The sequence below is a fragment of the Marinomonas gallaica genome (assembly GCF_001639745.1).
Lineage (GTDB): Bacteria > Pseudomonadota > Gammaproteobacteria > Pseudomonadales > Marinomonadaceae > Marinomonas > Marinomonas gallaica.
In genome coordinates this window covers 146,023-172,005 of record NZ_LTAX01000008.1, presented here as the reverse complement: position 1 = coordinate 172,005, position 25,983 = coordinate 146,023, and the positions used below count along the sequence as shown (strand labels likewise).

21 protein-coding genes are annotated in these 25,983 nt (G+C 47.7%); 8 read left to right on the top strand and 13 right to left on the bottom strand.

The genetic code is table 11. The annotated features are described in order from the left end of the window. Positions 1-501 precede the first annotated feature (501 nt). The gene (locus AYW76_RS09915) at positions 502-1,038 is read right to left on the bottom strand and encodes a DUF3237 family protein (RefSeq protein ID WP_082866184.1); all 537 of its coding nucleotides are present in this window, start codon (positions 1,036-1,038) and stop codon (positions 502-504) included. A gap of 244 nt (positions 1,039-1,282) precedes the next feature. Between AYW76_RS09915 and AYW76_RS09910 the strand changes: the two genes are divergently transcribed. Continuing rightward, positions 1,283-3,013: a potassium/proton antiporter gene (locus AYW76_RS09910; protein WP_067219241.1), complete on the top strand. Its 1,731-nt coding sequence runs from the start codon at positions 1,283-1,285 to the stop codon at positions 3,011-3,013. Positions 3,014-3,025: 12 nt separating this feature from the next. Here AYW76_RS09910 and AYW76_RS09905 read toward each other — a convergent pair whose 3' ends face one another. Together AYW76_RS09905 and AYW76_RS09900 are read right to left on the bottom strand one after the other, a co-directional pair. After that, a complete protein-coding gene (locus AYW76_RS09905; protein WP_067219238.1) occupies positions 3,026-4,018 on the bottom strand; it encodes an AraC family transcriptional regulator in 993 nt (330 codons plus the stop codon). A 3-nt stretch (positions 4,019-4,021) separates the two neighbouring features. Continuing rightward, complete coding sequence (locus tag AYW76_RS09900) at positions 4,022-4,981, bottom strand: hypothetical protein (RefSeq protein WP_067219235.1); 960 nt, start codon at positions 4,979-4,981, stop codon at positions 4,022-4,024. 305 nt (positions 4,982-5,286) lie between these two features. Here AYW76_RS09900 and AYW76_RS09895 point away from each other — a divergent pair, with 305 nt between their 5' ends. Both AYW76_RS09895 and AYW76_RS09890 read left to right on the top strand, forming a co-directional pair. Then, entirely contained in the window at positions 5,287-7,296 is a 2,010-nt protein-coding gene (locus tag AYW76_RS09895) for a phytase (protein WP_067219232.1), read from the top strand. A gap of 340 nt (positions 7,297-7,636) precedes the next feature. Next, positions 7,637-9,046: an alanine/glycine:cation symporter family protein gene (locus AYW76_RS09890; protein ID WP_067219228.1), complete on the top strand. Its 1,410-nt coding sequence runs from the start codon at positions 7,637-7,639 to the stop codon at positions 9,044-9,046. Between the two features lie 110 nt (positions 9,047-9,156). Here AYW76_RS09890 and AYW76_RS09885 read toward each other — a convergent pair whose 3' ends face one another. Further along, positions 9,157-10,500 (bottom strand): glutamine synthetase family protein, encoded by a 1,344-nt coding sequence (locus tag AYW76_RS09885; RefSeq protein ID WP_067219225.1) that lies wholly within the window; start codon positions 10,498-10,500, stop codon positions 9,157-9,159. A 236-nt stretch (positions 10,501-10,736) separates the two neighbouring features. On the opposite strand from AYW76_RS09885, the gene AYW76_RS09880 reads away from it, so the two are divergent. Continuing rightward, positions 10,737-12,014 (top strand): NAD(P)/FAD-dependent oxidoreductase, encoded by a 1,278-nt coding sequence (locus tag AYW76_RS09880; protein WP_067219222.1) that lies wholly within the window; start codon positions 10,737-10,739, stop codon positions 12,012-12,014. A gap of 110 nt (positions 12,015-12,124) precedes the next feature. Further along, entirely contained in the window at positions 12,125-12,778 is a 654-nt protein-coding gene (locus tag AYW76_RS09875; protein ID WP_067219220.1) for a TetR/AcrR family transcriptional regulator, read from the top strand. Positions 12,779-12,841: 63 nt separating this feature from the next. Here the strand turns inward: AYW76_RS09875 and modF are convergent, their stop codons facing one another. Both modF and ilvC read right to left on the bottom strand, forming a co-directional pair. After that, entirely contained in the window at positions 12,842-14,284 is a 1,443-nt protein-coding gene (modF, locus tag AYW76_RS09870; RefSeq protein WP_067219217.1) for a molybdate ABC transporter ATP-binding protein ModF, read from the bottom strand. A gap of 159 nt (positions 14,285-14,443) precedes the next feature. Beyond that, a complete protein-coding gene (ilvC, locus tag AYW76_RS09865; protein ID WP_067219214.1) occupies positions 14,444-15,916 on the bottom strand; it encodes a ketol-acid reductoisomerase in 1,473 nt (490 codons plus the stop codon). Positions 15,917-16,117: 201 nt separating this feature from the next. On the opposite strand from ilvC, the gene ilvY reads away from it, so the two are divergent. Next, positions 16,118-16,993: an HTH-type transcriptional activator IlvY gene (gene ilvY / locus AYW76_RS09860; protein WP_067035236.1), complete on the top strand. Its 876-nt coding sequence runs from the start codon at positions 16,118-16,120 to the stop codon at positions 16,991-16,993. A 145-nt stretch (positions 16,994-17,138) separates the two neighbouring features. Here the strand turns inward: ilvY and AYW76_RS09855 are convergent, their stop codons facing one another. The 4 genes from AYW76_RS09855 to AYW76_RS09840 all read right to left on the bottom strand — a co-directional run bounded on the left by AYW76_RS09855 (position 17,139) and on the right by AYW76_RS09840 (position 18,928). Further along, positions 17,139-17,480 carry a hypothetical protein gene (locus tag AYW76_RS09855; protein ID WP_156489055.1) on the bottom strand — a complete coding sequence of 114 codons (342 nt, stop codon included), beginning with the start codon at positions 17,478-17,480 and terminating at the stop codon, positions 17,139-17,141. A 223-nt stretch (positions 17,481-17,703) separates the two neighbouring features. Further along, a complete protein-coding gene (locus AYW76_RS09850) occupies positions 17,704-18,222 on the bottom strand; it encodes a ClbS/DfsB family four-helix bundle protein (RefSeq protein ID WP_067219208.1) in 519 nt (172 codons plus the stop codon). Between the two features lie 206 nt (positions 18,223-18,428). Next, positions 18,429-18,650, bottom strand: a complete 222-nt coding sequence (locus AYW76_RS09845; RefSeq protein ID WP_231872585.1) for a type II toxin-antitoxin system RelE/ParE family toxin — start codon at positions 18,648-18,650, stop codon at positions 18,429-18,431. After that, on the bottom strand, positions 18,647-18,928 hold the full coding sequence (locus AYW76_RS09840; RefSeq protein WP_067219206.1) for a type II toxin-antitoxin system Phd/YefM family antitoxin: 282 nt from the start codon (positions 18,926-18,928) through the stop codon (positions 18,647-18,649). The genes AYW76_RS09845 and AYW76_RS09840 overlap by 4 nt, the downstream gene beginning before the upstream one ends. A 281-nt stretch (positions 18,929-19,209) precedes the next feature. Here AYW76_RS09840 and AYW76_RS09835 point away from each other — a divergent pair, with 281 nt between their 5' ends. Both AYW76_RS09835 and AYW76_RS09830 read left to right on the top strand, forming a co-directional pair. After that, positions 19,210-21,081, top strand: a complete 1,872-nt coding sequence (locus tag AYW76_RS09835; protein WP_067219204.1) for a methyl-accepting chemotaxis protein — start codon at positions 19,210-19,212, stop codon at positions 21,079-21,081. Positions 21,082-21,227: 146 nt separating this feature from the next. Continuing rightward, positions 21,228-22,715 carry a Na+/H+ antiporter NhaC family protein gene (locus AYW76_RS09830; RefSeq protein WP_067219201.1) on the top strand — a complete coding sequence of 496 codons (1,488 nt, stop codon included), beginning with the start codon at positions 21,228-21,230 and terminating at the stop codon, positions 22,713-22,715. Positions 22,716-22,779: 64 nt separating this feature from the next. Here the strand turns inward: AYW76_RS09830 and AYW76_RS09825 are convergent, their stop codons facing one another. The 3 genes from AYW76_RS09825 to AYW76_RS09815 form a co-directional block, all read right to left on the bottom strand. After that, positions 22,780-23,232, bottom strand: coding sequence for a GNAT family N-acetyltransferase (locus tag AYW76_RS09825; protein WP_067219198.1), 453 nt, complete (start codon positions 23,230-23,232; stop codon positions 22,780-22,782). Between the two features lie 162 nt (positions 23,233-23,394). Next, positions 23,395-24,225, bottom strand: coding sequence for a helix-turn-helix domain-containing protein (locus AYW76_RS09820; protein WP_067219196.1), 831 nt, complete (start codon positions 24,223-24,225; stop codon positions 23,395-23,397). Between the two features lie 75 nt (positions 24,226-24,300). Next, positions 24,301-25,809 (bottom strand): aldehyde dehydrogenase family protein, encoded by a 1,509-nt coding sequence (locus tag AYW76_RS09815; protein ID WP_067219193.1) that lies wholly within the window; start codon positions 25,807-25,809, stop codon positions 24,301-24,303. Between the last annotated feature and the right edge of the window lie 174 nt (positions 25,810-25,983).

The following is a 25,983-nucleotide window of genomic DNA, read 5'->3' as shown; positions in this document are numbered from 1 at the left end:
CAATTTAACGATGGAGTGCCACCTGCCAAAGCAGAGAATCAACCTAATTTACTGTCCGGAATTAGTTGACCACTACATATTTCAACGAGTAAGTGGCACACGTTTATTTCATAGCACTTCAATCAGCGTGAGGTTTTTTAGCGATCTTTACATAAAGACGATAGATTAATGAAACCTGACTTCGAACTGCTCTAACCTCATTGGGGCTAAAACCCATAGAATAGATGTCAAAATCCATTTTAAAATCCTTTTATCGAGCGCACGAAAGTTAATTTATCTTTAATAGTCAGAGTGTAACTCAGACATCGATGAGTAGATCAGCCTCCAGATGTAAATAAAAAGTAAAATCCGTTAACATTAATAACCAATGTCTAAGGTGAATTTATCTACCGGTAAGTGATTAAAACCACATTAATTTATGCAAGATACATCAGCCTGCAAAAAAAAAAGCGAGTTAGGACTGCTCGCTTTGGTTGTGGGCTATGTGGCGTTTTTGAGTGACTACAGCAATTCCCAAACTCGTATAATCACGGCAGGATCTTCAGCAAAGTTGTCGGCCAGTTCAACGGTGCCTAGAAATATAGACTTGTTCATCCACTCGTAAGGACTGTCGATCGGAGCGTCGAAGCTCAACACACTGCGCACGTAGTCATTCTCTGGGTTGTCTGGCGTTGGACGACGATCAATCAGTGCCTTGTTATTCACCAGAATCACATACCCATCGTCGGTCTTCAACGCATACTTCGCTTCCAGATCTCTCACACCGTCAGGACGTCCAAGCTGCCAATCTCCACCGCCGGAGATCACATTGGCTTGAATCTTTGGCCCTTTTACAGTGCCACCAGTAATCCAAACGATGCCTCGTTCTCCGTGTTTACTCTGTCCTACCGTAACGCGCTGCGGATCAATGGACACACGTGATTCGTAGACAAATTCAGTATCAAAGCGGTTAGGTCGGTTCGGATCCGGCTCAGCGCTGATTGCTTTGACACTACACATGGAAAACAACATTGTTAAAAGAAGCATTCGTATTGTCATTCTTTATTTCCTCCGAGGTTTCTTAGCAAACAAAGAATGACTGTATAGTATTTGTACGGACTACCTGTATCCGCGATCGGCAAACTATAAAATACACGCGACTTAAATACGGAAATCCGGCAGAGTTCTTGCTTGCTACCTTCTCTATGGGCTCAACATTTCATACACTGACCCAGATGGCTCTACGCGCCATCAATGTTTTCACTGTATCTGTTTTCGTCCACTTTTTTCTGTAGATCCCAGCATGACTATTGAGATTTCGAGCCAATATATTTTTCTTGCAGGCTTGCTCGCACTGCTCAGCATTTTAGCGAGCGTATTGTCGAGCCGTTTAGGCACACCGTTGCTATTAGTGTTCTTAGTCATCGGCATGTTGGCTGGAGAAGACGGTATTGGCGGTATTCACTTTGATGACGCGGGCCTTGCCTTTCTGTTTGGTAACTTGGCACTCGCAACCATTTTGTTAGATGGTGGTCTCGGCACTCGACGCGAATCGTTCGCCATCAGTTTAAAGCCCGCCTTTTTATTAGCTACGGTAGGCGTGCTGCTGACGGCTGGAATAACGGCTTCAGCGGTGTATTGGTTGTTTGGGCTGCCATGGAAAGAAAGCTTGTTACTCGGTGCCATCATTGGCTCAACCGATGCCGCCGCGGTATTTGGCTTAATTCGTAACGCAGGCTTACGCATTAAGGAACGAACGGGGGCGACCCTTGAAGTGGAATCAGGTGCCAACGACCCGATGGCCATTTTCTTGACGATCACTATGGTCAGTTTGATCAGCAACCCTGAACAAGGCCTTGGCTGGCCTATATTAGTGAAGTTTATTCAACAAATGGGGCTGGGGCTAACCATTGGTGTATTGGGCGGTTTGCTGCTCAAACGGGTGCTACCAAAACTGCATTTAGCCAGCTCGTTGTACCCGCTTTTAGTCACCAGTGCGGGACTGAGTATTTTCGGCATTACCAACTTATGGGGCGGCAGTGGCTTCCTCGCCATCTATATTGTTGGCGTTATTCTAGGTAACGCTAATAACATGCCTTACAAACGCGATGTTCACCGTTTCCATGATGGTATGGCGTGGCTCAGCCAAATCAGTATGTTCTTGATGCTAGGTCTGTTGGTCACACCAAGTGAAATTGGGCCGGTGATTTTGCCTGCTTTGGCTATCGGCGCGGTGTTAATCTTTATTGCGCGCCCTGTGGCGGTACTAATATCGTTATTGCCGTTTCATTTTCCGTGGCGAGAACAGCTGTTTATCAGCTGGTGTGGCTTACGCGGCGCTGTGCCGATCATCCTCGCTATGTATCCGTCTTTGTCTGGCGTCGAGCAAACGCCCATTTACTTTAATTTCGTTTTTGTTGTGGTCATCATGTCGCTGGTCTTACAAGGCTGGACTATTCCTCAAGTCGCACGCTGGCTCAAAATCGAGCTACCAGACAAAGAAGCGACACCAAAAGCTTTTAGCATTACCTTTGATGACTACAATAATCGCCATATTTTGATTTACGAAGTGCCAGATGACAGTGACCTTGTAGGCTGTTCTGTTGAGTCATTACCGTCGACACCATATTCACGGCCAATGGGCGTGATGCGTGGTGGACAACTGCTGGTCGAATACGATGAAGTACTGCGTGGGACTGACAAAGCGGCGTTTTTCTCTCAGTTAGAAAATGACTCCGAGCTGAACCGATATTTCACCCCAGGCCAACGTATGCAACAAACGTCCATGAGTCAGTTTTATGGTGACTTTGTCGTCAACAGCGATGCAAAAATGCGCGACATTGCCTACGTCTACTTTTTTAGAGTTGAAGAGGCGTACCTCGATAGCAGCGTAAAAGAGTTTTTCAAAGAGAAGTTCCATGGACGAGTCGTGATCGGCGACCGTTACCGCTTTGGTGAGATAGAACTGACGGTTAGAGAGTTTGAAAACGGAGAAATCAGCAAGTTTGGTCTTAAAATCATTCGCCAGAAGTAAGCATTTAAACGCTTACGTCATGATCAACCAGCGCTTCATGGCGCGCCGAAAGTTGCTGACATCGTAGAAGCATAACGTGTCAGCGATTTGCTCAGAACTGTAACCTAATACATGTGCGTAATGATGACTGAGTAGGGCGCGCGCACTGTCGACTTGCTTCTGATAACTGGTGCGATGCGCTTTTAACTTGCGCTTCAGCGTTGCGGGACTCATCGCCAGCCGGTCGGCCATTTGCTGCAGTGACGGCATATCGGTTACCTGCTCCAGTAAGTAACTTTGTATGGTCCCAAGAAAGCTCGCAGGGACACTTTCAATCTGCTGACACGTCATCTGATACAGGCTATCGGAAGCGTGAATAAACGGCTGCGTCAGCTGTGCTTTAGGAATCCTCAAACAAGCAAACGTGGCATGCTTCACATCCCCCAATAGCCAGTGGCTTTGGCACTCCGAATTCAGTGCTGGCGATAAGCTGTTTAGCTCATAACGCCATTGGCGACCGTCGATGCCTTGCCCAAACCAGCAGAGCGCAGAACGCAATGCTTCCATGGTTGCCACAAACAATGTATTACGCTCATAAGCGTCTAACAACACACCTTGGGCATCGCTGAAATACCAGTGCAAATGACCAGCACTGCTCAATGAAGTGATGTGTACCAGTGGTGACCACAGTGCTTGAGTGTGTTCTAAAAACACCAACGCCCGCGCCACATCTGGGGCGTACATTAAACCAGCACTAAACTGTACCAAACTGCTGGGCAAAAGTTGCTGCCCGAGCCGTAATGCTAAATCAGGGTGAGTCGTCATGGCGCGGGTATTGCGATACAACTGAGCCAACTGCATCGCCGAAAGCGTGACATCTGGACGCTGTAAATCGTTTCGAAAGAGTTTGGTTTTACGCAGAAACACATCAAGATGTTCGCCATTCTGGAGAACAAAATCGGTTAATTGCGCTGATCCTGCCTGTAGAGGTAGATACGAGTCGTGATTTTCACGCCATTCAGTCATCACTTAAGCGACTTGCACATCAGTCACTGAGTGGCGTGACCAAATACCATCGCACTCATCCGAGAGTGTCTTTTGTACACACTGAACTTTGTCTCGCAATGCTCGCTCGCTCAAAACGCCCTCAATCAATACCGTACACGCTTTGACGTGCAAATGGCTGGCTAACACACGTTTCTCGCCATGAAAGCGCATCGCGCGCAGCAGCAAGACCACATCATTGATTTGTTCTTGAGCAATCGGAGTAGAGGAAAATAGCGCATAGCTCTCGCCCGTTAAATGGAATACCTTGATCGACTCAGGAACGTTCCACAGCAACATCTCCGCCAATAGGAAGCGCAGTTTACTGGTATCAGACACTGACAACGGGGGTTGATTCGTGGTTTCGGGGGTCGCTCGCAACAGCACTAACGTGGACTGTCGATTCGGTGCTTGGTCAATGGCGTTTACAAGACCAGTCCAAGAGGGCAGCAAACTGTCATCGTTTAGCGGTGGCTGATTCTGAAACGCTGGCGCCCGCTTGCCTAGATAGTGGTCCAATTGACGCTGCTCGCGATACCAAAAGAGCAGCCCAATCGCCAAGGCTGTTAACCCAATAGGAAAAGATTCCACCCAGCCATCCCAATGCATGTGCGTCGGAATCAAAAACATTTCATCCATCACATCCTGCAAACACGCCACATACATACCAAGAAAACCGAATGCGAGCCAATTGGTCGTGTGGCCTTTCTTACGGGTCGCTAACACGATCATCATCCAAAATACGGAAAACAGTGCGAAGCCACCTTCTCCGACAATATCTAACCAAGTCCAATCGGAGACGGGAATGAGCCCCCCCGTCGCACTGTTTGCCAACAGAACCAGTGATGTAGCAACCGGAATAGACATTAACCAAATCCAATGCAAACTGACTAACTTTATAAACTTATGGGTATGTAGGGCGACATAATGTAGGTGTCGGATCATATAACTCTCCTAGAAACTGTACCGTTTTGTACTCCGATCACATGACATTTATGTGACAACCAAAGTCCGATCGGCTCATAGAAGACGCTATTTTTTATCAAACAACAGAGTCTGGTGTTAAATATCGTCGGTTCATGCTGATAAAACACAGCTAAAACCCAGTCAAATAAGCTCAAATAGCGTCGATCTCCCATGAAAACTTGCTTATAAAGAGGTTGGGGATGATACCTGTCACAAATCTGCCATGAGTAGGTCGTACTGTGCCTGCATCGCTTTTCTTAAGACACATTTTTTGGAGCATGACCATGAGCTTTTTCAAACCCACACTGATCGCCACAGCCATTCTGGCTGCTAATATTAGTTACGCCGTTGTCACGGACACCAGCTACGAGGACATTGCCGACAGTGCGGTCTGGCAGTCCAGCGATCAGCAACAGTCCCTATTGATCGCGACCCTTGAGGGCGATGGCATTGCTGTGTATGACGCGCAAGGCAGAGAACGCCAGCGTATTAAAGGCATTGAAGCCATGGGAGCGGACGTGCGTTATGGCATTCAAGCAGCGAATGGTGCACGCATCGACATCGCCGCCATCGCGCTGCCAGACGAAGACGCAATTGGCTTTTACCGTATTGATCCAGAGAGTAGCACCCCTTTAACGAAGCTAAATCAGTTGTCTATTTCCATGACGCCCGAAGGCGTCTGTTTGGGTAAAAACGCAACGACCAGCGCATTATTTGTCGCCGCTTACGATGAAAAAGGTACCGTTAAGCAATACAAGTTAGGCTTCGATGGGCATCAGATCCAAAGCATTATCAACAATACTGACGGCCCGTTACCGGTTCGTATTACTCAAGTGGGCGGAGAGTTAAGCGCCTGTGCCATCGACGATGCAACCAGCACGATATACGTTGCCGAACAAAACGTTGGCATCTGGGTGTATGGTGCCGACCCTGAAAATGTCAAAGACCGTACCTTGGTTGACGTGGTCGCCCCCATTGGCCAGTTACAAGAAATCGAAGACCTGGACATTCTTTACTCTGCCGAAGGCAAAGGGGCTTTAGTGGTCGCAGACGAAGGCCAAGGCTTTTTACTGTACGACCGCGAATCGCACGCCTTCATCAATAAATTTGCCGTCGACAACATCGAAGAAGCTAAATTAATCACCACGGCCAGCAATCAGCTGTGGCTCGGCAATACGGAGCTGGATACCCCTGTTTATCAAACGTTATCGTGGTCAGAGCTGAAAACGTTATCTGGCTATGATGTCACTAATGCCATCACGCCACATCAGCTAGAGATCACTGGTGTTAAACTGGTGCCCGCGAAAGCGGAAACAAAAGCCGTAGCAAACGGTGGCGATGCAGCCGATGATCCGGCTTTGTGGATCAATCCGGACCATCCGGAAAAGAGTCTTATCATTGCCACCAATAAGAAAGGTGGCTTAATGGCCTACAACCTATCCGGTGAAGAGGTCCAATACCTAGAAGGCGGTCGACCAAATAACGTTGATCTACGCCAAGGCCTGCATGATGCCCAAGGCCACACACTGACGCTGGCGGCTGCGTCAAATCGTGACTTAAACACGATCGCTCTTTACACCATTGATGGCAGCAACACCCCGATTAAACCTCTGCCAGTGAAGCAAGGCCCCGTTCACTCGGAAGCACCAGAGCTGCTGTCTAACGTCGACGAAGTGTACGGCCTGTGTATGTCTCGCGGTGAAGACGGTACGCCGTACGTGTTTGTAAACGGCAAAGATGGGCAGATTGAACAATGGCGCATCGGCGTCGACCAGGGTGTCGCAGAAGGCAAGCGAGTCCGCACCTTGCAGGTGGCCACGCAACCAGAAGGCTGTGTCGTCGATGACGCGACTCAAACGCTTTATGTTGGCGAAGAAGACCACGCGATCTGGTCGTTTGATGCGCGCCCTGATGGTCATGATGACGCCACCTTGTTTGCCAAGGTCGATGGCGAGCACTTGATTGATGATATCGAAGGTCTAACACTGTATCAGACGGCACAACAGAACCTGCTGATTGCTTCAAGCCAAGGCAATAATACCTATGCCGTGTTCGATTTAAACAACGACGGCGCATTTGTGAACAGCTTCGCTATTGTCGGCGATGACGCATTGGGCACAGATGGCGCGACGGATACCGATGGTATTCACGCGGTATCCGCGAACTTAGGTAAAGACTACCCTAATGGTCTGTTCATCGCGCAAGACTGGTACAACATTGACCACCAATACCAAGTCAATAATCAAAACTTCAAAATTGTGGATTGGGATGCAATCCAAGCCATTCTGAAATAAAAAATCGCGGACTCTAACCATAAAGACGGCCTCACGTGAGGACGTCTTTATGGCACGATGGCGCCATATGTGATCAGAAATCTGGACGATGCCGACTCGGCATTCTTACCAAAGATGACAAAAAAATAGAGATTATCCCCTTATATTCGCACCAAAAGAAGGCTTTAGTAAGTTAAGTGCACCAAATATGAGCATTTTTTGACCTTTTCCTATTGCCAAATCCCTCAAAATCGCTAGGCTTACCCTCCTTCACAGCTTCCTTAGTAAGCGTGAAGTGCTTCTAGGACTCTTTAAGAGCCCATTCCCCTTGCAAATAACGACAAATAACCGGGAGTGCCTAATGGCAACACTTATCGATTCTTTGAACACCCTATTCTGGGGCTATATTCTCATTTATGGCCTGTTAGCAGTCGGCGTGTTCTTTACCCTACGTTTGGGTTTTATTCAGATTCGCCACTTTCCAGAGTTTATTCGTACCGTTTTCAAAGCCCCTCAAGCCGACCGTGGCGGAATTACCCCTTTCCAAGCACTGTGTACCAGTCTGGCATCACGTGTCGGTACGGGTAACCTTGCTGGTGTGGCCGTTGCATTGGCCTTAGGCGGCGCTGGTGCGATTTTCTGGATGTGGGTCGTCGCTTTGATCGGTATGGCGACAGCGTACGCTGAGAGCACCTTAGCGCAGCTGTACAAAGTACGTGATCAAAATGGTCAGCTACGTGGTGGCCCTGCGTTTTACATCAGTAAAGGCTTAAAAGCCCCTTGGGCAGGCGCAGTCTTCTCGCTGGCACTGATCCTAGCGTTTGGTTTGGTCTTCAATGCCGTACAAGCCAACTCGATTGCTGGTGCAATGGAAGGTGCGTTCGGTATTCCAAAACTGACCACAGGCTTGATCATCATGGCTTTAGCCGCGATCGTGATTTTTGGCGGCATTCGTAAAATCGCTCGTTTCGCTGAAATCGTCGTGCCATTTATGGCCGTTGCTTACTTGCTATTGGCCTTGTTCGTTATTGCGATGAACATCACCGAAGTGCCGGCCATGTTTGCGCTGATCTTCAAGAGTGCCTTTGGTATCGAGCAAGCAGCTGGTGGTGTGGCGGGTGCCCTATTAAACGGTGTGAAACGCGGCCTATTCTCTAACGAAGCCGGTATGGGTTCTGCTCCGAACATTGCGGCGGTTGCGACACCTAACCCGCATCACCCATCGTCACAAGGTATGGTTCAGGCACTGGGTGTCTTCATTGATACGCTATTGATCTGTACGGCAACGGCGCTGATGATCTTGCTATCTGGTGTACTTGGTAACGGCGAGTCAGGCATTGTGCTGACACAGACCGCTTTATCCCACCACATCGGTGGCGCGGGTCATTACTTTGTTGCGATTGCGATCTTCTTCTTCGCCTTCACGTCGATCATTGGTAACTACAGCTATGCTGAAAATGCCCTAACCTACCTAAAATGGGCCAGCAAACCGGGTATCTTTATTCTACGTATCTTAGCGTTGGCGATGATTCCTTGGGGCGCTTACGAAAGTGTTGCGATGGTATTCAATGCCGCCGATGCGGCGATGGGTCTAATGGCGACGATCAACTTAATCGCAATCGTATTGCTGTCCGGTCTGGTTGTGAAACTGACCAAAGATTACTTCGCGCAAAACAAAACGCATACACCGACGTTTAACTCAGACGACTATCCAGAAGTCCAGAAAGACATTGACCTAAGTGTGTGGGACGAAAAGCCAAAACAAGACTAATCCAGTCTCTGGAAAAGCAAAAAAGCGGTTGGCTTATACCACCCGCTTTTTTTATACCTGTTAAACAAACTACCCAACATTCCGTTTAAACAAATACTTAAATAAAGTCATTACACGTTTAGCAATAAGTGCTCACGTTCCCAAGAGCTAATTACTCGGTTAAACGTTTCAAACTCACTGCGTTTCACCCCCATGTAGGCGGTCACAAAGTCCTTGCCTAAGATGTCGCACAGTGGCTCGCAATCCTCCAATAGACGCAGACCCTCTTCTAATGTACGAGCAATCTCAACTTCCGGGTATTCAGAAGGTGGCACATTACCTTGTATCGGATCGGTTGGCTTGAGCTGTTGCTTAATGCCAAGGTAGCCACAGGCCAGGGTCGCGGCAATCGCAAGATAAGGGTTACAGTCCGCACCGGGGAAACGGTTCTCGATGCGTGTCGCTTCAGGCGCAGCATAGGGAATACGCAGCCCGGCCGTACGGTTATCAAAGCCCCAGTTCATGTTTATCGGCGCCGCCATCTCTGGCGAGAATCGACGATAGGAATTTACATTCGGTGCAAAGAACGAAATCGCATTGGGCGTGTATTGCTGCAGACCACCTAGATAATGGTAAAACAACGCGCTGGGCTCGCCGTTATCATCAAACACATTTTTACCCGTCTTGGCATCAATAAGACTTTGATGAATATGCATGGAGCTACCGGGCTCATCCCTCATAGGTTTCGCCATAAACGTGGCATAAACACCGTGTTTCAAGGCGGCTTCACGCAAAGTACGTTTGAATACAAAGACTTGATCCGCCAAATCCAATGGATCGCCATGAATAAAGTTGATCTCCATCTGGGCCGCACCCGATTCATGAATCAAAGTATCGACGTCTAGGTTTTGTGCTTCACAATAACTGTAGAGTGTGTCGATGATGGTATTGAACTCATTCACCGCATCAATGCTATAGGAGCGTCGAGAAGTCTCACGTTTACCAGAGCGACCAGCCGCAGGTTTCAGCTCATAATCAGGATCGGTGTTTGGATCAATCAGGTAGAACTCCACCTCGGGTGCAATCACCGGTTGCCAGCCTTCTTTCTCGTACAAAGACAAGATGTGGCGCAATATGGTGCGACTGGAAAGCGGATGCAAGCGGCCGTCCGTGGTGTAACAATCATTAATCACTTGCGCTGTTGGCTCATCTGCCCAAGGCACCATGCGCAAGGTATTTGGGTCAGGCTTGAGCACCATGTCGCGGTCACTGGCGTCGACAATATCGTAGTGGTTATCGGCCCAATCTCCGGTGACACTTTGCACTAACACGGTTTCAGGAATACGTCCGGTCTTCTCTGCTAAAAACTTAAATGTTGGATAGAACTTGCCACGAGCATTGCCTGTCATGTCTGCTAACGTTGATTCGACTTCCGTAATGGCATGCTCTTTTAAAAACGTCTCGAATTCTGTCATAACTCACCTTACGTGGACGGCTTTGTACACCATACAAAGCAGTACATTGCTCTTGCGATCTGTTTGTATTGGGTTATGCTTGGCAATAAACCGAACAATACTTCGGTTTAACCATATTTTAGATTACGGGTTAAATCAACCATATCGCCTACATCGATACCAGAAAGTGATGACATATTTATCAACTGACGAAGCAACCCGTTTTTAGGCTTTGATACCAACAGGAGTGTCTTTGTTTGAGCACACATGAAACGTCTTATTACACCGCTACCGCCGCAAAGATGAAAGAGCATCCCCAGCTTATCGGCGAACACAGCAGTGATATTTGCATCATTGGTGGCGGCTTTACTGGCACCTCTGCGGCGTTGCATCTGGCACAGGCGGGCTATAACGTCACCTTACTCGAAGCGAATAAAATAGGCTGGGGGGCCTCCGGACGTAACGGTGGACAACTGTGCCCAGGTCACAACATGAGCCATGCCGATATCGCGAAACAAGTCGGCAAAGCGACAGCCGACATATTGTGGCAGAGCTCAGTTGACTCAGTGGCCTTGGTTAAATCTCTAATCAACACCTATCAAATCGACTGCGACCTGACCGATGGCGTCTTACACGTCGCGAATAAAGCGCGTCACGCCCAAGACATACAAGCGGCTGTCGACTATAAACATTCCACGTTGCATTACGAGGCCGTCGAATACCTTGATGCGAACGCCGTTGCCCAAACATTAGGCACCGACCGTTATCACGGAGGCGAATGGTACAAAGAAGGCGCTCATCTTCACCCGTTAAATTTTGCATTGGGATTGGCCGATGCAGCCCAATCCCATGGGGCTCAGCTGTATGAGAATTCTGCGGTCATCGGATACACGACGGGGCCGCGACCTGTGATCACCACGGCGAACGGGCAAGTAACCTGTCGTTATGTCTTGTTTGCCTGCAACGGCTATCTAGGGCACTTAAATGGCCCAGCGGCACGAAAAATCATGCCGATCAACAATTTCATCATCGCCACTGAACCATTGCCTGAGGCTGTAGCAGATCGCATCAACCCGCACCGCTTAGCCGTTGCCGATTCAAAATTCGTGGTGAACTATTACCGCCTATCTAAAGATAGGCGCATGTTATGGGGCGGCGGCGAAAACTACAGCGCCCGCTTTCCAACAGACATCGCCAGTTTCGTTAAAAAGCACATGCTGCAAACCTATCCCGAGCTAGGCGACTATCAAATTGACTACGCTTGGGGCGGCACATTAGCCATCACGCTCAACCGCATGCCACACATAGCACGTCAAGAAGACACTATCTTTGTGGCACATGGTTACTCTGGTCATGGTGTGGCCATGGCCACTTACGCAGGCGCTATCTTTGCCAAAGCCGTACAAGGCTCACTGGAAGGCATCGATGCGTTTGAGCGGCTGCCGATGCGAGATTTTCCTGGCGGCACGCTGTTGCGCTGGCCCGGCTTAGTGGTAGGTATGCTCTATTATTCTATGCTCGACCGGTTACCCTAGCACCGCAAACCACATGCCCAAGCTGAACAAAGATATTCAGTGTGAAATCGGAAGTGTATAATTTCAATCTACGACTCACCGTCATTAGCTAAAAGGATGCCACCCTCATCATGGCCAAGACCCACGAGACGATGAAAACCCTGCAATCTGTTTCTCCGCGGAGTGAGCCGGTACAATCGCGCTCGATTAAACGCACACAACAGATTTTAGATGTCACCAGTGAACTGCTTGAAACGGTAGGTCTAAATGACTTAAATACGGCGATCATCGCTAAAGAAGTAGGGATCTCGGTTGGTTCTCTGTATCACTATTTCCCCAATAAGCAGGCCATTTTATACGCCATGGGCAAAACTTGGCTCGACAGTATCGAAGTCGTACTGAAAGAAATCCAAGAGTGGGATTTAGAAGCGCTGAGCCTATCGGAATTCATCAATCAGGTGGTCGATATAAACCTGCATACCTATCGTCAACAGCGTGCAGTACTGCGACTAGTACAAGCGATGTTCTCCGTGCCAGAACTGCGTGAACTCGACGAGCGTCATGACGACATGGTGATCTCGCAAATGTCGAAAGTCTTTAAACGCATTGGCTTGAAAAAGCATATCCGAGAGCGTGAGCGGATCGCCCGCTTATACCTTGAATTCACACACAGCACCTACTTAGTTGTGGTCAACCAAAACGAGCGCCGTGCTTTACGTACCCTTGAAGATCTGAAACTGATGCTAACCAGCCTGCTGGCACACCATCTACAAACAAGCGACTGATCGTACCTTCTTTACAGAAAAGCCTTGAGACATTATATGTTCAAGACTTTTCTCGTCCTTGGCTTAGTGATTCTTTTCAAGCGCCAGGTAGTTTTCAATGCCTGATATCTGGTCTTCGGCATGATGATTTACATACAGTACTGTTGTTTCATGGCCTGCGCAGATTTTCTCAATCAACGCTAGCACCAGCTGGCGGTTCATGTCGTCCAACCCCAAGCACGGCTCGTCTAGGATCAATAGTGGCGGGTGTTTGACCATGGCACGAGCAATCATTAACAAACGCTGATCGCCATATGAAAGCTTATTAAACGGCTGATCAGCACGATCTTTCATACCGAGCAGCGCAAGCCACTCATCGGCAATTTTTTTCTGATTATCGGTCGATTTTGAGTACATACCGATACTGTCGTAGAAACCAGAAATAATCACGTTTTTACAGCTTACGCTGACGCGGTATTCCCACTGCAACGACGTCGAAACATAACCAATGAACTGTTTAATTTGCCAGATGCTTTCACCGTTACCACGCTGGAAACCAAACACAAAAATATCGTTGCTGTAACACTGCGGATGATCGCCAGTAATCAATGACAAAACACCGGTTTTACCGCTGCCGTTGGGGCCGCTCAACTGCCAATGCTTACCCGGTTCAATCGTCCAATTGAGCTTGTCGACAATCACGGTTTCATCGTATTTTATGGTGGCATCAGTGAGCTTTACCAGCGGTTGATCGGGGTCGAGGCTTGGGAGCTTAGACGCTGAATCCGGCGCAGGGACTTGCAGATCGGTGGTTTTCAGATGCAGCAGTTGGTACAACTCAGCAAAGGCGCTTTTATCCTGACGATCCACTTTGAACGCCAATTGACCGCAATCGTCGGCGGCTTTTTCTAAGTACGCCACATGGGTAATAAAGTCGGGCATTTCGTCAAAACGGTTCAACACCATGACCATCGGCGTGGTCTCAATGATGGATGCAAGATGCTGCTGCAACATCGCCAAAGTATCCACATCCAAACCATCAAACGGCTCGTCTAAGATCAGTAAATCAGGTTTGCTCGATAAAGCCCGGATCAACATCACTTTGCGGGTTTCACCGGTCGATAACTTACGAAACGCACGGTCTAATAAATGGCTTAGGCCAAACTTCTCAACTAAGTCCGTGGCCAACTCAGGGTCGGCACACGCATCAAAAATCATCTCTTGAACAGGTGTGCCTAACGAAATGACATCCATAATGTCGGCGTCGTCTTTCTTCAGCTCTTTGGCAATCAACTCGGCTTGCGCCTCAAAGGACACCAAGCCTACGCGGCTCGGCAGGCCGGATAACGTACCTTGCTCGATATCGCCGACACCCGCCAACACCGCCGCCAGAGCCGACTTCCCTGAACCATTGGTGCCAGTAATGACCCAGTGCTGGTTCGGCTCAATCGTCCAGTTGATGTGATGTAGATGAAAGCGATCATCAAAGTTAACGCTCAGATCGTCTAAGCAGATGGCAGTATCCATGAGAGATTCCTTTTCAAAGACTAAAAGCAAACAGTAACGCGACAAAAAAGCCGAGCAACTCTAGGAGTCACTCGGCTTTTCATATAAACATTACGATGTCATGAGCGAAGCCAAGACGAGTCTATTTTTAACAAAGTATTGGCAAGCGCAATAATCGTATTAAACGATTTTTTTCATGTCCGCCATATGGCCACGTAATACAGAACCAATCGCTTCAACTGGGTGAGAACGTAGCGCTGTGTTTACTTCGATTAGGCGAGCGTTATCAACGCCGTTGTCATCAGAAGAAAGACCTTTACCGATCACGTCAGTTTTGATGTCTTTCATGAAGTCAGCCAATAGAGGTAGACACGCGTGGTTGTATAGGTAACAACCGTATTCAGCTGTATCAGAGATTGTCGCGTTCATTTCGTAAAGTTTCTTACGAGCGATTGTGTTCGCGATTAGCGGCGTTTCATGTAGAGACTCGTAGTAAGCAGATTCAGCAATGATGCCGGCAGCCGTCATTGTTTCGAATGCTAGCTCAACACCTGCTTTAACCATAGCAACCATCAAGATACCGTTGTCGAAGAACTCTTGCTCAGAGATTTCAACGTCACCCGCTGGTGTTTTCTCGAAGTTAGTTTCAGCCGTGTCTGCACGCCATTGTAGAAGGTTCTTATCATCGTTCGCCCAGTCTTCCATCATAACGCGAGAGAAAGTGCCGTCGATGATGTCATCTTGGTGCTTGTTGTAAAGTGGGCGCATGATCACTTTAAGCTCTTCCGCTAGATCGAATGCTTTGATCTTAGCTGGGTTAGAAAGACGGTCTAGCATGTTAGTCACGCCACCGTACTTAAGTGCTTCAGTGATGGTTTCCCAACCGTACTGGATCAGCTTAGATGCGTAACCTGCGTCAACACCTTCTTCAACCATTTTGTCGAAGCAAAGGATCGAACCTGTTTGCAACATACCACAAAGGATCGTTTGCTCACCCATAAGGTCAGACTTAACTTCCGCGATGAAAGAAGACATTAGAACGCCTGCTTTGTGACCGCCAGTACCAACAGCGTACGCTTTTGCTAGTGCAAGACCTTCGCCTTTAGGATCGTTGTCTTCGTGAACAGCGATAAGCGTTGGTACACCGAAGCCACGAACGTATTCTGCACGCACTTCAGAACCAGGACACTTAGGTGCAACCATGATAACCGTTAGGTCGTCACGGATTTGCATGCCTTCTTCCACGATGTTGAAACCGTGAGAGTAAGATAGGCAAGCGCCTTCTTTCATAAGCGGCATAACCGCTTTAACAACTGGTGTGTGTTGCTTATCAGGCGTTAGGTTAAGAACAACGTCTGCAGTTGGGATCAAATCTTCGTAAGTGCCTACAACGAAACCGTTTTCAGTCGCGTTTTTCCAAGACTGACGCTTCTGCTCAATCGCTTCAGGACGTAGCGCGTAAGACACGTCTAGGCCAGAATCACGTAGGTTAAGACCTTGGTTAAGACCTTGTGCACCACAACCGATAACAACCATTTTTTTGCCTTTAAGCGCTTCAACGCCATCTGCAAATTCAGAGCTGTCCATAAAACGACATTTTGCTAGTTGAGCTAATTGCTCACGTAGCGGCAAAGTATTGAAGTAGTTAGCCATGGTAAACACATCCTAAAATTTTATGTTTAAAGTACCGACATCTAAGCACGCCGATATTAAAAAAGAGTGACACAGACACGCCTTGAACAAATAAGACCTGCTGCGAGTGAGATCAATGTATAGAAGCGCAACTCTTTCGTAAATTGATATATTTGCAATATAACGTCCCATTTTTTGCAAAACAGAGCTATCATAAGATCTATGAACACAAAAGCACTTAAACAATTCCTCGCGTTAGCGGAAACACTCCACTTTGGCCGCGCCAGTGACGAGTGCCACATCAGCATTTCCGCACTGTCCCGTAACATCCGAAGCTTAGAAGAAGAGCTGGGGGTCGACTTATTTAATCGGGACAACCGTACCGTCGCACTGACTCGCGAGGGTAAGCGCTTTGTTAAATACGCACGGGAAACCACCAGCCAGTGGAACTTAATTCGTCACGAGTTAACCGACAACTCTGATCAACTGAGTGGTGAAATCAGCATCTATTGCTCCGTCACCGCCAGTTACAGCTTTCTATTCGAACTGTTGAACCGCTTTCGTCAAGTACACCCACACATTGAAATCAAGTTGCACACCGGCGACCCAGACAAAGCCATCACTCGCATTTTAGATGGCATCGAAGAAATCACCATCGCCGCACGCCCCGTGACCATGCACCGAGGTTTGGCGTTTAAACCCATTACCAAATCCCCCTTGGTATTTATCGCGCCCGTCGAGCAACAACCCAACGTACCTACGACGTCACCCACTACCTTACAAGATTGGGAAAAAATACCGATGATCGTGTCGGAAGGCGGTGTCTCGCGTATTCGCGTAGACGATTGGTTTAGCGAACTCAACATCACACCGAATATCTACGCGCAAGTCGCGGGTAATGAAGCGATCGTCAGCATGGTGAGTCTAGGGTTTGGCATCGGCGTAGTACCGAAAATCGTGCTGGACAACAGCCCATTGATGGAACGGGTACAGATTTTAGACGTACAACCCGAACTGGAACCGTACGACATCGGCTTGTTTACATTAAAGAAAAGCCTGAAAAACCCACTGGTAGAGGCGTTCTGGGAATTGATGTAGGGGGCAACTAAACTTGCGCCATGTCTCGCAACTCGACACATCAGCGCTTAATTAAAGGGTGGGCGCGGCTTAATGTTGACAGTAAAGCTGAAATTGAAATACGCGCCCGTCATATCATGCTAGAAACACTAATTAAGCCTACTTTTTATTTAGAAGCTATAAGCGCAACCTGCTCTTTCTTGCTAACATCAGCGAAAATAAGCAAAGCGATAAATGACAAAATATTAACACTAAACAGGTCTATTACTGCGATCACACCCAGCTGTATTGACTTTCTTTTAACTATGGTAAAATGCTTCCAAGCTGAAAAACCAGTTAATATAATAAAGGAAAATAAAAATAGACCCAGAGAAGAGCTATCTTCTTTATCACTCAAAAATTTACTAAACAAAAATCCGACCAATACCAAGGTGAACAACCACATCAGTATTATATAAACTTTTCGTACCCAACCAAGATTTGAAAAACAAAAGTCTTCCTTGTTCATAAACCATTTCCCTATGTAAAAATATTTATTCAAAATTGATAAACGTATTTTATCCATAAAAATTTTACATGTGAAAATTTCTAAATCTATCCTGCGAAAAATTACAATAAACTGACATTTGAAAGAATCATGACTGCGTTTTGGCCGTGAAAAACCATGCTGGTCGAGGTATTTTGGGAGTTGAAGTAGCGATCAAAGCACATGCACACTCAAAACAGTCGCATTAGCCCTTGATCCGATTGGCTTTTTTAAAGCGTCTTACCTTAGTTCGAACATTTTTCATGGGCGACGACGTGTTGAACTGAATCATGCGTCCGAGCGTATAGTTCTCGTACCACAAGGTTTCATAAAGGTCATAATTATCAAGGGATTGAACCAACGCCAAAATCTCTTGAGTTACTTGTTGAAGCTCCTTCTGCAAGCTAATGAAACTCCAATCTTTATATTCTTCTTGGAAGTGCTGCGCTAACGGCCCTAACTGATTCCATTTATATCCAGTTTCAGGAAAATCAACTTGCTGCCCACTAGACATTCGAGAGTGCCACTTAAGTATCAGCCTACCCCAGCCGATTAAGTATGCGGCGGTGTCACATACGCTGATCTCTGTTCCCTTAACATTGCCTTCAATCCCAACAACTCTCGACATATCTTCGGGTATCGCAATGTAATCCTCTAACAGCTTTGATGACGCCGCGGTGATAGCGCTAAGCAACTCGTCTTTGTTCTTGGGTATGGATGACATGAATGGCTCCGATTAGCTAATACCCTGTTAAGGTGTGAGCAACGCAATACAGACACACCAGCTTAAACATAAAACCCAACGATGGGATGAGAAATGCCATGCGTTGGGAGTCACTCTTAAATAACTTGTTATAACACAGCTTCACACTTCATCTTCCGACAATATTTGACAAAAATTACGAACTGTTAGTACGCGGATCTCATGGCTTAAGCTGTAGATAATACGATAGTGACCAAAAATGATTTCACGATACTTAGTATGGGTATTTCAGGAACAAAGCGTCCCATTTCAGACATACTTCCAAGTAGTTCAGTTTTGTTAAAAACTTCATTTACCCACTTTTCTGCCGCTGATGGATTATCTAATGAAATAAATTCCGCTTCATCGCCTAGCTTCTGAAGTGCTAATGGAGACCAAACTACTTTCATTTCTTAATGCGACCCAGCACTTGAGTACGCGCATCATCATTTGAAACACCAAGCCCTGATGCTAATTGGGTTTCAGCTGTACGCATTTCTTCAAGTAACTCGATTTTCTCTTGCATTGCTTCATACTCTGCAACATCGATAACAACAGCTACACCTTTACCCCGCTGTGTGACGACCAATGGACGGCGAGTCTCATTGATTTGTTTGATGTAAGAAGCTACGCCTGCGCGAAATTCTGATAACGGCTGAATATCTTGATCGAAACGAATACGACTCATATTGAACTCCAGTTGGTACTAAATAACATACAAATAATGGTTCAACCAGCCGCTTTGAACAAGGAGTTGATTCTGTGCCATAACGCTCGGCTCCTCGGAAATTTGTCTGGAGCAGCCGTTTGTTAGCGCAGAGCTACTGCATAGATCTAATTTTCTTTAACTCTTCTAGGCTTTTTTTTATCTGACCCCAATTATTATTTGTAATCTATAATGCAAAGAATGTGATCAATAAGTGAAAATTGATATATTACCAACTCTAATCAATGAAAAGTGGAGCCAGCATGCGTTTCAGCCATAAAGTCGTTGCGATGTCATCGCTATTGTTAGCCTTAACCGTTGGCTTGTTGAGCATTCAGCAGTTAATGACTGTTCGCTCAGAGGTCGAAGGTTTAGTAAAAGTCAGCCTGAAGGAAATGGTTGTCGGAGTAGGGAATACAATTAGCGCAGAATTGTCTAATAAACGGGCTTTGGCGCAGAGTATGACCGAGAGTATAGAAATCAACCCTAACGATCGCACATACGTTAAACAACTCCTTGAGAAGCCAGCCATCAAAGAAAGCTTCTTGGCCATCGGATTGGGTTATGAGTCTGATGCTGCTGTCGTTGAAAATGATGCGGGGTGGGAGCCGGATGCGAGCTATGATCCGCGTAAACGCCCATGGTACATGGACGCTAAACGCGAGCGACAACAAGTTGTTACTGCCCCTTATGTCGATGTATCGACTAAGCAGATGATTATCTCTATTGGCAACCCAGTGATGAACGGTAACCAATTTGTTGGTGCCATGTTTTATGACCTAGAACTGGGTGGTTTGTCTGAGTTGGTAAACTCTGTGAACATCTTTGATGCGGGTTATCTATTTCTTGTGACGGGCAACGGACAGGTCATTGCACACCCTGAAACACAACTCAACGGCAAGTCAATGAGTGATATCATGCCCTCCGTGACGTTGAAAGAAGGCTTACAAGAGTTGGAAGTTGATGGCGTCAAAAGCCTCATCAGCATCGCCCGTGAAACAAGCCAAGATTGGTACGTGATCGCCGTTGTAGATGAAGACAAGGCCTTTTCAGCGCTGGCGACACTTCGTAATAACGCACTGGTATTTGGCATTCTAGGTATCCTCGTGAGCATCGTCGTTATGACGCTGCTGATTCGTGCCCTGTTGCGACCTCTAGGCGAGCTGAACTTAGCCATCCAAGATGTTGCCACAGGCGAAGGCGACTTAACCAAGCGCATCACACCTAGCAATACACCAGAGTTCGCAGAGCTCGCACAAGGGTTTAACCAATTTGCAAGCAGCCTACAAGATCGAATCACCCAACTAAAATCGTTAGGTGATAGTGTGGTAGCAAGCGGTGCAGAAACCATTACCAGTTCGCGCCAATCTTCGCAAGCCATGCAAGATCAGCTGAAAGAGCTAGAAATGCTGGCAACGGCCATCCATGAAATGTCATTGGCATCCAACGAAGTGGCTGAAAATGCGCAACGAGCCTCCGAGTCAGCAAACGAAGTCGACCGCACGACGATAGAAGGCTCATCTGTTGTCAGTGACACAGCGAAATCGATTGATGCGCTATCAGATCGAATTGATCAAGCAGTTGAGCAAGTAAAAGGCCTAGAGCATGCAACCAGTAACATCGAGACCATTTTGGCGGTGATTAACGAGATCGCAGACCAAACTAACTTGCTAGCTCTGAATGCGGCGATAGAAGCCGCTCGCGCAGGGGAATCTGGTCGAGGCTTTGCTGTCGTAGCGGATGAGGTTCGTACTTTAGCGCAACGTACTCAAGAATCAACAACAGAGATTCGAGGCATGATTGAGCAACTACAGAATGGTTCTGCTGCGGTTTCTCATGCGATGACGGAAAGTCGCAATACCGCCGTAAAAGCCGTGGAGAATGCAAAGCTGGCTGACACGGCTCTGATTCGCATTCGTCAATCCATTGAGCAGATCAGCGACATGAATGCGCAAATTGCATCCGCGGCTCAGGAGCAAAGCCACGTTGCGGAAGAAATTAATCAAAATGCCGTAAAAATTAAAACCCTGTCCACTGCTGTTGTTGATCTAGCACAAGACTCTAATAACGCCATGGACACACAACGCTCACACACTGAGTCTCAGAAATCCATTCTGGATCGTTTCAAAGTATAGGTCCTGCATGCCCTCCTAAAAGCCAGCGATCTTAGCTGACTTTTTTATACCCCCAAAGGGCTAACCCTTTGGGGGTATATGTTCCATCTTGTGTTTCAAGGTAGTTTTTAAGCCATAACAACTATTCTACGAATCGGGAACACTCCATGGAACAAGTCATTAAGGTAATGAAAGCCATTCATCCTAAGCGACATCTGTTGCTCTCTATATTAATTACGCTCGCCGCCATTGCCTTCTTTTGGTCACTGTCAGCCAGCCATTCCCCTGGGGAGGAGTGGGGCGCTCAATCTTTATTACCCACCTTACTTGTTCTTGCGATTGCTCTGATATCTCGCGCCCCGTTTGAATCTCTACTGATCGGTGTTGTCGCAGGTTTAATCATGATCGACAACACCACGGTGGTCGCGTCATTCACGGATACTATTTCTGCTGTCATGGGCAACGACACCATTGTCTGGGTAGTGTTGGTCTGTGGTTTGATGGGCGGGTTGATTGTGCTACTGGAAAAAAGTGGCTGTCTTAATAGCTTTAGTGATTGGCTCAAAGGGCGCATAAAGTCCCGTCGCCAATCGTTATTAACGACCTTCTTTATCGGTTTAGTGGTGTTCATAGACGACTACTTAAACTGTCTAGCCGTCTCGTCTACGGTTAAAAAAGTCACCGACCATTACAAAGTATCCCGTGAAAAACTGGCGTACATCATCGACTCGACGGCGGCGCCTATGTGTATCTTAGTGCCGGTTTCTACTTGGGCGGTGTTCTTCTCTGGTCTGTTAGAAGAAAACGACTTAGCCGCTACCGGTAAAGGTCTGAGTGTTTATATGTCGGCCATCCCATATATGGTTTATGGCTGGGTTGCACTGGTAGTGGTGTTCCTGGTTGCTAGTGGCATGCTGGGTAACTTCGGCCCGATGAAAAAAGCTGAACAGCGCGCGATGAATGGTCAGCCATTGCCGGATGACTACACTGGGGACACCATGGAAGCGGCGGCACCTGAATACCGCAAAACCAGCAACTTGGTCGGCATGCTTAACTTTATCGTCCCGATGTTGATCCTCATCGGTGCCACGCTGTATTACGATATTGATCTATTGAAAGGCATTATCGTCACGCTCGCCATCACTGTGGCTATGTATTACGTGCAAGGGTTGCTTTCATTAGAAGATCAAATGAAGGGGATCTTTGAAGGCTTTAAAGTCATGTTGTACCCACTTTCAACGGTGATCGCCGGCTTTATGCTTAAAAGCGTGAACGATGACTTGGGCATGACCAGCTACCTAGTGAGCGTTGTAGCACCACTGATGACGGCAGAATTGATGCCTGCACTGGTATTTGTCGTAATGGCCGCAGTGGTCTTTGGTACCGCTTCAAGCTGGGGGTCGTTCATCATTGCGATTCCCATCGTGGTACCGATTGCTTTAGGTGTCGATGCCAATATGGCATTGATCATCGGTGCACTGTTGTCAGCGTCTTCATTCGGTAGTCATGCGTGTTTCTTCAGTGACTCGACCGTACTCGCGGCCCAAGGGGCAGGTTGTTCGCCTATGTCGCACGCTCTTACTCAACTGCCGTATGTCGCCATTGGTGCGGTTCTCAGCTTCGCTATCTTTGTGATACTGGGCTACACCGTCTAGCAAGCACATAACTCTCAACGCAAAAACCAGAGCGCTTGCTCTGGTTTTTTGAATCTAAAACACGTCATTTTTCCAACGTCATATCGATGTGCTCAATACCGTCTTCCAAATACATCGTCGACGAGGGTTTAAAACCGTGGCGCTGATAAAAAGCGGACAAATGATGTTGCGCTCCGATCTCTATTGATTCACTCGGCCAACGCTCTTCACACACCTTCAGCGCCTCTTCGAGCAACTGATGCCCTGCGCCACCACCACGATGGGCCTCGGCAATCGCCACTCGGCCAATACTCACCGAAGGGTAGCTCAGCCCTTGGGGCAACAACCGCGCGCACGCAACAAGCACATCGCCTTGATAGCCTAATAAATGATACACCCCTTGATGATGATCTTTATCATCCAGCTCGGCATAAGCACACTGTTGCTCAACAACGAACACATCCACTCTGAGTTTGAGCATTTGGTATAACTGCAAGGTTGTCAGCTGAGAGAAACGTTTAATTTGCCAATTGATCATGCTGTGTCTTCTTTCGAGTTTATTGACTTGAAAGTAATGGTAAGGATGCCTCGGCTCCTAGTCCAACAAACAGCGTCATTTTTAACGACTTTGAATCATGACATTCAGCAAAGGTTGTTATTCAAGTGACGACCATGAGCAAGTGCATTAAGTTGCATGGATTCAGAAGAACCCTTCCAGTGGATCGCCGCCTTCGTAGTGTTCAAACTGCATTAAGGCGCCCATGAAAAGGTTGTGTAGGTCCACTTGGGAACCAATATCGAGTTTTCGGTAGCTGTTGCGCAGATGAACTCGCACTGTACCGGGTGAAATAAATAACTTTTCGGCGATGGCGGACGTGGAGTAGCCCTGCAACACCATGCGGATGACGGTGCCTTCGCGGTCGGTGAGTTTCGACGAGCCAAAGTTGGCGAGGGCCTGATCCAGTTGTCGATTCAATGGGTTGGAGAGTTGCTCGCCCCAGTGCTGTTGGCACAGCATGTCGATCAGCGGCGTCAAAGTGTCCAGCAATTGCAGTTCGGAGGGGTTTAAGCGAGCCTCGCTGCCCTTTCCATGACCGACACTTAGGTGCAAAAATTGCCCGCCAGGGAAGATAATCAAATAACCACATTCATCTTCTAGCCCGATTTTAACGAGATATTGCTTGTAGAATTCGCTCTGACGAAAGCCATCCGGCACCAACTCATCGTAGGTAAAGAATTGGCTTTTTTTCAGATCAACACTGGCGCGGTAGAAAGGATCCAGCAAGTAAGCACCGGCCAGATACATATCAACAGACTGGCTGCCAATCAGCTCCGTCTTTTCCGAGACCAGAAAGACGGGCTTATCTTCAAACAGGATCAGTGTGAGCTCGTCTGATGGCACAAACTCTTTGATCACCTCAGCCAGTAAGCGAGGAAAGTCCTCGCTACCGATTTGAGGGACGAGATCAACCAAGCCTTTTGACAACCGATCGACCATTGCTAGGGCGGTTGGAGATATTGTTCGACTCATACGTACCTCAATGTTATATACCTGCGACGAATTGTTGCAGGATATAGACCGTTTCCACTAGCAACGGATCACTCATTAAAGCTGCATGATCACGGTTTTGACTTGTAGAAAGTGATCTAACTGCTCTGGGCCTAAATCTCGACCAATACCAGACTGCTTGTAACCACCGAATGGCAATGATGAATCCATGGCATCATGAGTGTTTACAAATACTGTACCCGCTTCCATTTTCTTAAGCAAACGGTGCGCACGGCTGACATTTTGGGTGAAGATCGACGCCGTTAGACCATAATCCGAGTCGTTAGCAAGACGTACTGCTTCCTCTTCGGTATCAAATGGGATCACCGCCAGCACAGGGCCGAAGATCTCTTCGCGTACGATTTTCATGTCGTTGGTACAGTCCGCAAACACTGTGGCCTGTACGTAGTAGCCTGGGCGATCTTCCTGCTGACCACCGCATACTAATCGTGCACCGTCGGCTTTACCTGATTCAATGTAGTTCAGTATTTTGTCCAGTTGCGCACGGCTAATCTGAGGCCCTTGTGTAATATTCGGATCAAGTGGATCGCCCGTAACCATCTCGTTGGCGGCTTTGGCGACCGCCTGTACTGCTTGTTCGTATAAGCCGCGCTGAACATACAAGCGCGAGCCTGCTGAACACGTCTGGCCCGAGTTGAAGAAGACGGATTGCAATGTGCCAGTGACGATGTCATCTAGCTTGGCATCGTCAAACGCGACCATTGCCGATTTACCGCCTAGCTCCAGTGTCGCGGGGTTCAGATTCTCCATGGCGGCTTTACCCACGAGCTTACCGACCGGCGTTGAACCTGTGAAGGAAACTTTATCGATCCCAGGATGGCCTGCCAATGGGCTACCAATCTCAACACCCGTCCCGATCACGATGTTGACCACACCGTCTGGTAGGCCCGCTTCTTGCCAGATTTTCATTAGGTAAATCATGCTCATAGGCGTGATTTCAGCGGGTTTCAGGACAATCGTACAACCGACGACCAGCGGCGCGCACATTTTCCACATTGCCATGTTCAGTGGCCAGTTCCAAGGTACAATCGCTCCCACCACGCCGATGGGCTCTTTCAAGGTAAAACCAAATGCTTCCCCAGGGCAGGAGACATTACGCGTGTTGCCTTGCAGCTTCGTGGTCCAACCGGCCATGTAACGCAAGAAGTCGATGGAGCCTGCGATGTCCACTTCTTGGCAACCGCTGATGGCTTTGCCGGCGTCGATGGCTTCTAGCTCTGCCAGTGTCTGAGCGTGTTCTTCCATCACATCGGCCATGCGGAAGAGTAGCGCCTGACGCTCATTTGGTTTCATGTCTACCCAAGGGCCACTGCGAAAAGCACGATTGGCCGCCGCGACGGCTTTATCCAAATCAGCCTCGGTCGCTCTCGGGACAGTCAGTAAATGTTCGCCGTTGGAAGGGTCTTCGATGTTCAGTGTTTGCCCGCCCTCACTGTCAACGAACTGTCCATCAATAAACATTTTTTGATGGCCGGCTTCAAGGAAAGCACGCGTCTCGGGGGTGACATTGTATTTTTCCAGCATTGCTTCAATCGTCTTATTCATAACAGATCTCGTAATTGTCTTGGTGGAAATCAAACGGAGGGGGCGGTTGGACGAGCGTTTTAACTCACCACTCAACACAAACCTTCCATGCACTTCAGAAAGTCTGAATCGCCGTGTGTCAAAGCGGTATACCCTGCGCAAGGTATTTTTCCCGATTGCATCGCGCAAATTACA

Bases quoted from the DNA above. Each gene is read 5' to 3' on its own strand.
- AYW76_RS09855 (WP_156489055.1), bottom strand. From the start codon at position 17,480: ATGAACAAGGAAGACTTTTGTTTTTCAAATCTTGGTTGGGTACGAAAA.
- AYW76_RS09885 (WP_067219225.1), bottom strand. From the start codon at position 10,500: ATGACAGAATTCGAGACGTTTTTAAAAGAGCATGCCATTACGGAAGTC.
- AYW76_RS09905 (WP_067219238.1), bottom strand. From the start codon at position 4,018: ATGACTGAATGGCGTGAAAATCACGACTCGTATCTACCTCTACAGGCA.
- AYW76_RS09895 (WP_067219232.1), top strand. From the start codon at position 5,287: ATGAGCTTTTTCAAACCCACACTGATCGCCACAGCCATTCTGGCTGCT.
- AYW76_RS09820 (WP_067219196.1), bottom strand. From the start codon at position 24,225: ATGAGTCGAACAATATCTCCAACCGCCCTAGCAATGGTCGATCGGTTG.
- AYW76_RS09845 (WP_231872585.1), bottom strand. From the start codon at position 18,650: ATGAAAGTAGTTTGGTCTCCATTAGCACTTCAGAAGCTAGGCGATGAA.
- AYW76_RS09910 (WP_067219241.1), top strand. From the start codon at position 1,283: ATGACTATTGAGATTTCGAGCCAATATATTTTTCTTGCAGGCTTGCTC.
- AYW76_RS09850 (WP_067219208.1), bottom strand. From the start codon at position 18,222: ATGTCATCCATACCCAAGAACAAAGACGAGTTGCTTAGCGCTATCACC.
- modF (WP_067219217.1), bottom strand. From the start codon at position 14,284: ATGGATACTGCCATCTGCTTAGACGATCTGAGCGTTAACTTTGATGAT.
- AYW76_RS09815 (WP_067219193.1), bottom strand. From the start codon at position 25,809: ATGAATAAGACGATTGAAGCAATGCTGGAAAAATACAATGTCACCCCC.
- AYW76_RS09840 (WP_067219206.1), bottom strand. From the start codon at position 18,928: ATGAGTCGTATTCGTTTCGATCAAGATATTCAGCCGTTATCAGAATTT.
- AYW76_RS09830 (WP_067219201.1), top strand. From the start codon at position 21,228: ATGGAACAAGTCATTAAGGTAATGAAAGCCATTCATCCTAAGCGACAT.
- AYW76_RS09915 (WP_082866184.1), bottom strand. From the start codon at position 1,038: ATGACAATACGAATGCTTCTTTTAACAATGTTGTTTTCCATGTGTAGT.
- ilvY (WP_067035236.1), top strand. From the start codon at position 16,118: ATGAACACAAAAGCACTTAAACAATTCCTCGCGTTAGCGGAAACACTC.
- ilvC (WP_067219214.1), bottom strand. From the start codon at position 15,916: ATGGCTAACTACTTCAATACTTTGCCGCTACGTGAGCAATTAGCTCAA.
- AYW76_RS09825 (WP_067219198.1), bottom strand. From the start codon at position 23,232: ATGATCAATTGGCAAATTAAACGTTTCTCTCAGCTGACAACCTTGCAG.
- AYW76_RS09900 (WP_067219235.1), bottom strand. From the start codon at position 4,981: ATGATCCGACACCTACATTATGTCGCCCTACATACCCATAAGTTTATA.
- AYW76_RS09890 (WP_067219228.1), top strand. From the start codon at position 7,637: ATGGCAACACTTATCGATTCTTTGAACACCCTATTCTGGGGCTATATT.
- AYW76_RS09875 (WP_067219220.1), top strand. From the start codon at position 12,125: ATGGCCAAGACCCACGAGACGATGAAAACCCTGCAATCTGTTTCTCCG.
- AYW76_RS09835 (WP_067219204.1), top strand. From the start codon at position 19,210: ATGCGTTTCAGCCATAAAGTCGTTGCGATGTCATCGCTATTGTTAGCC.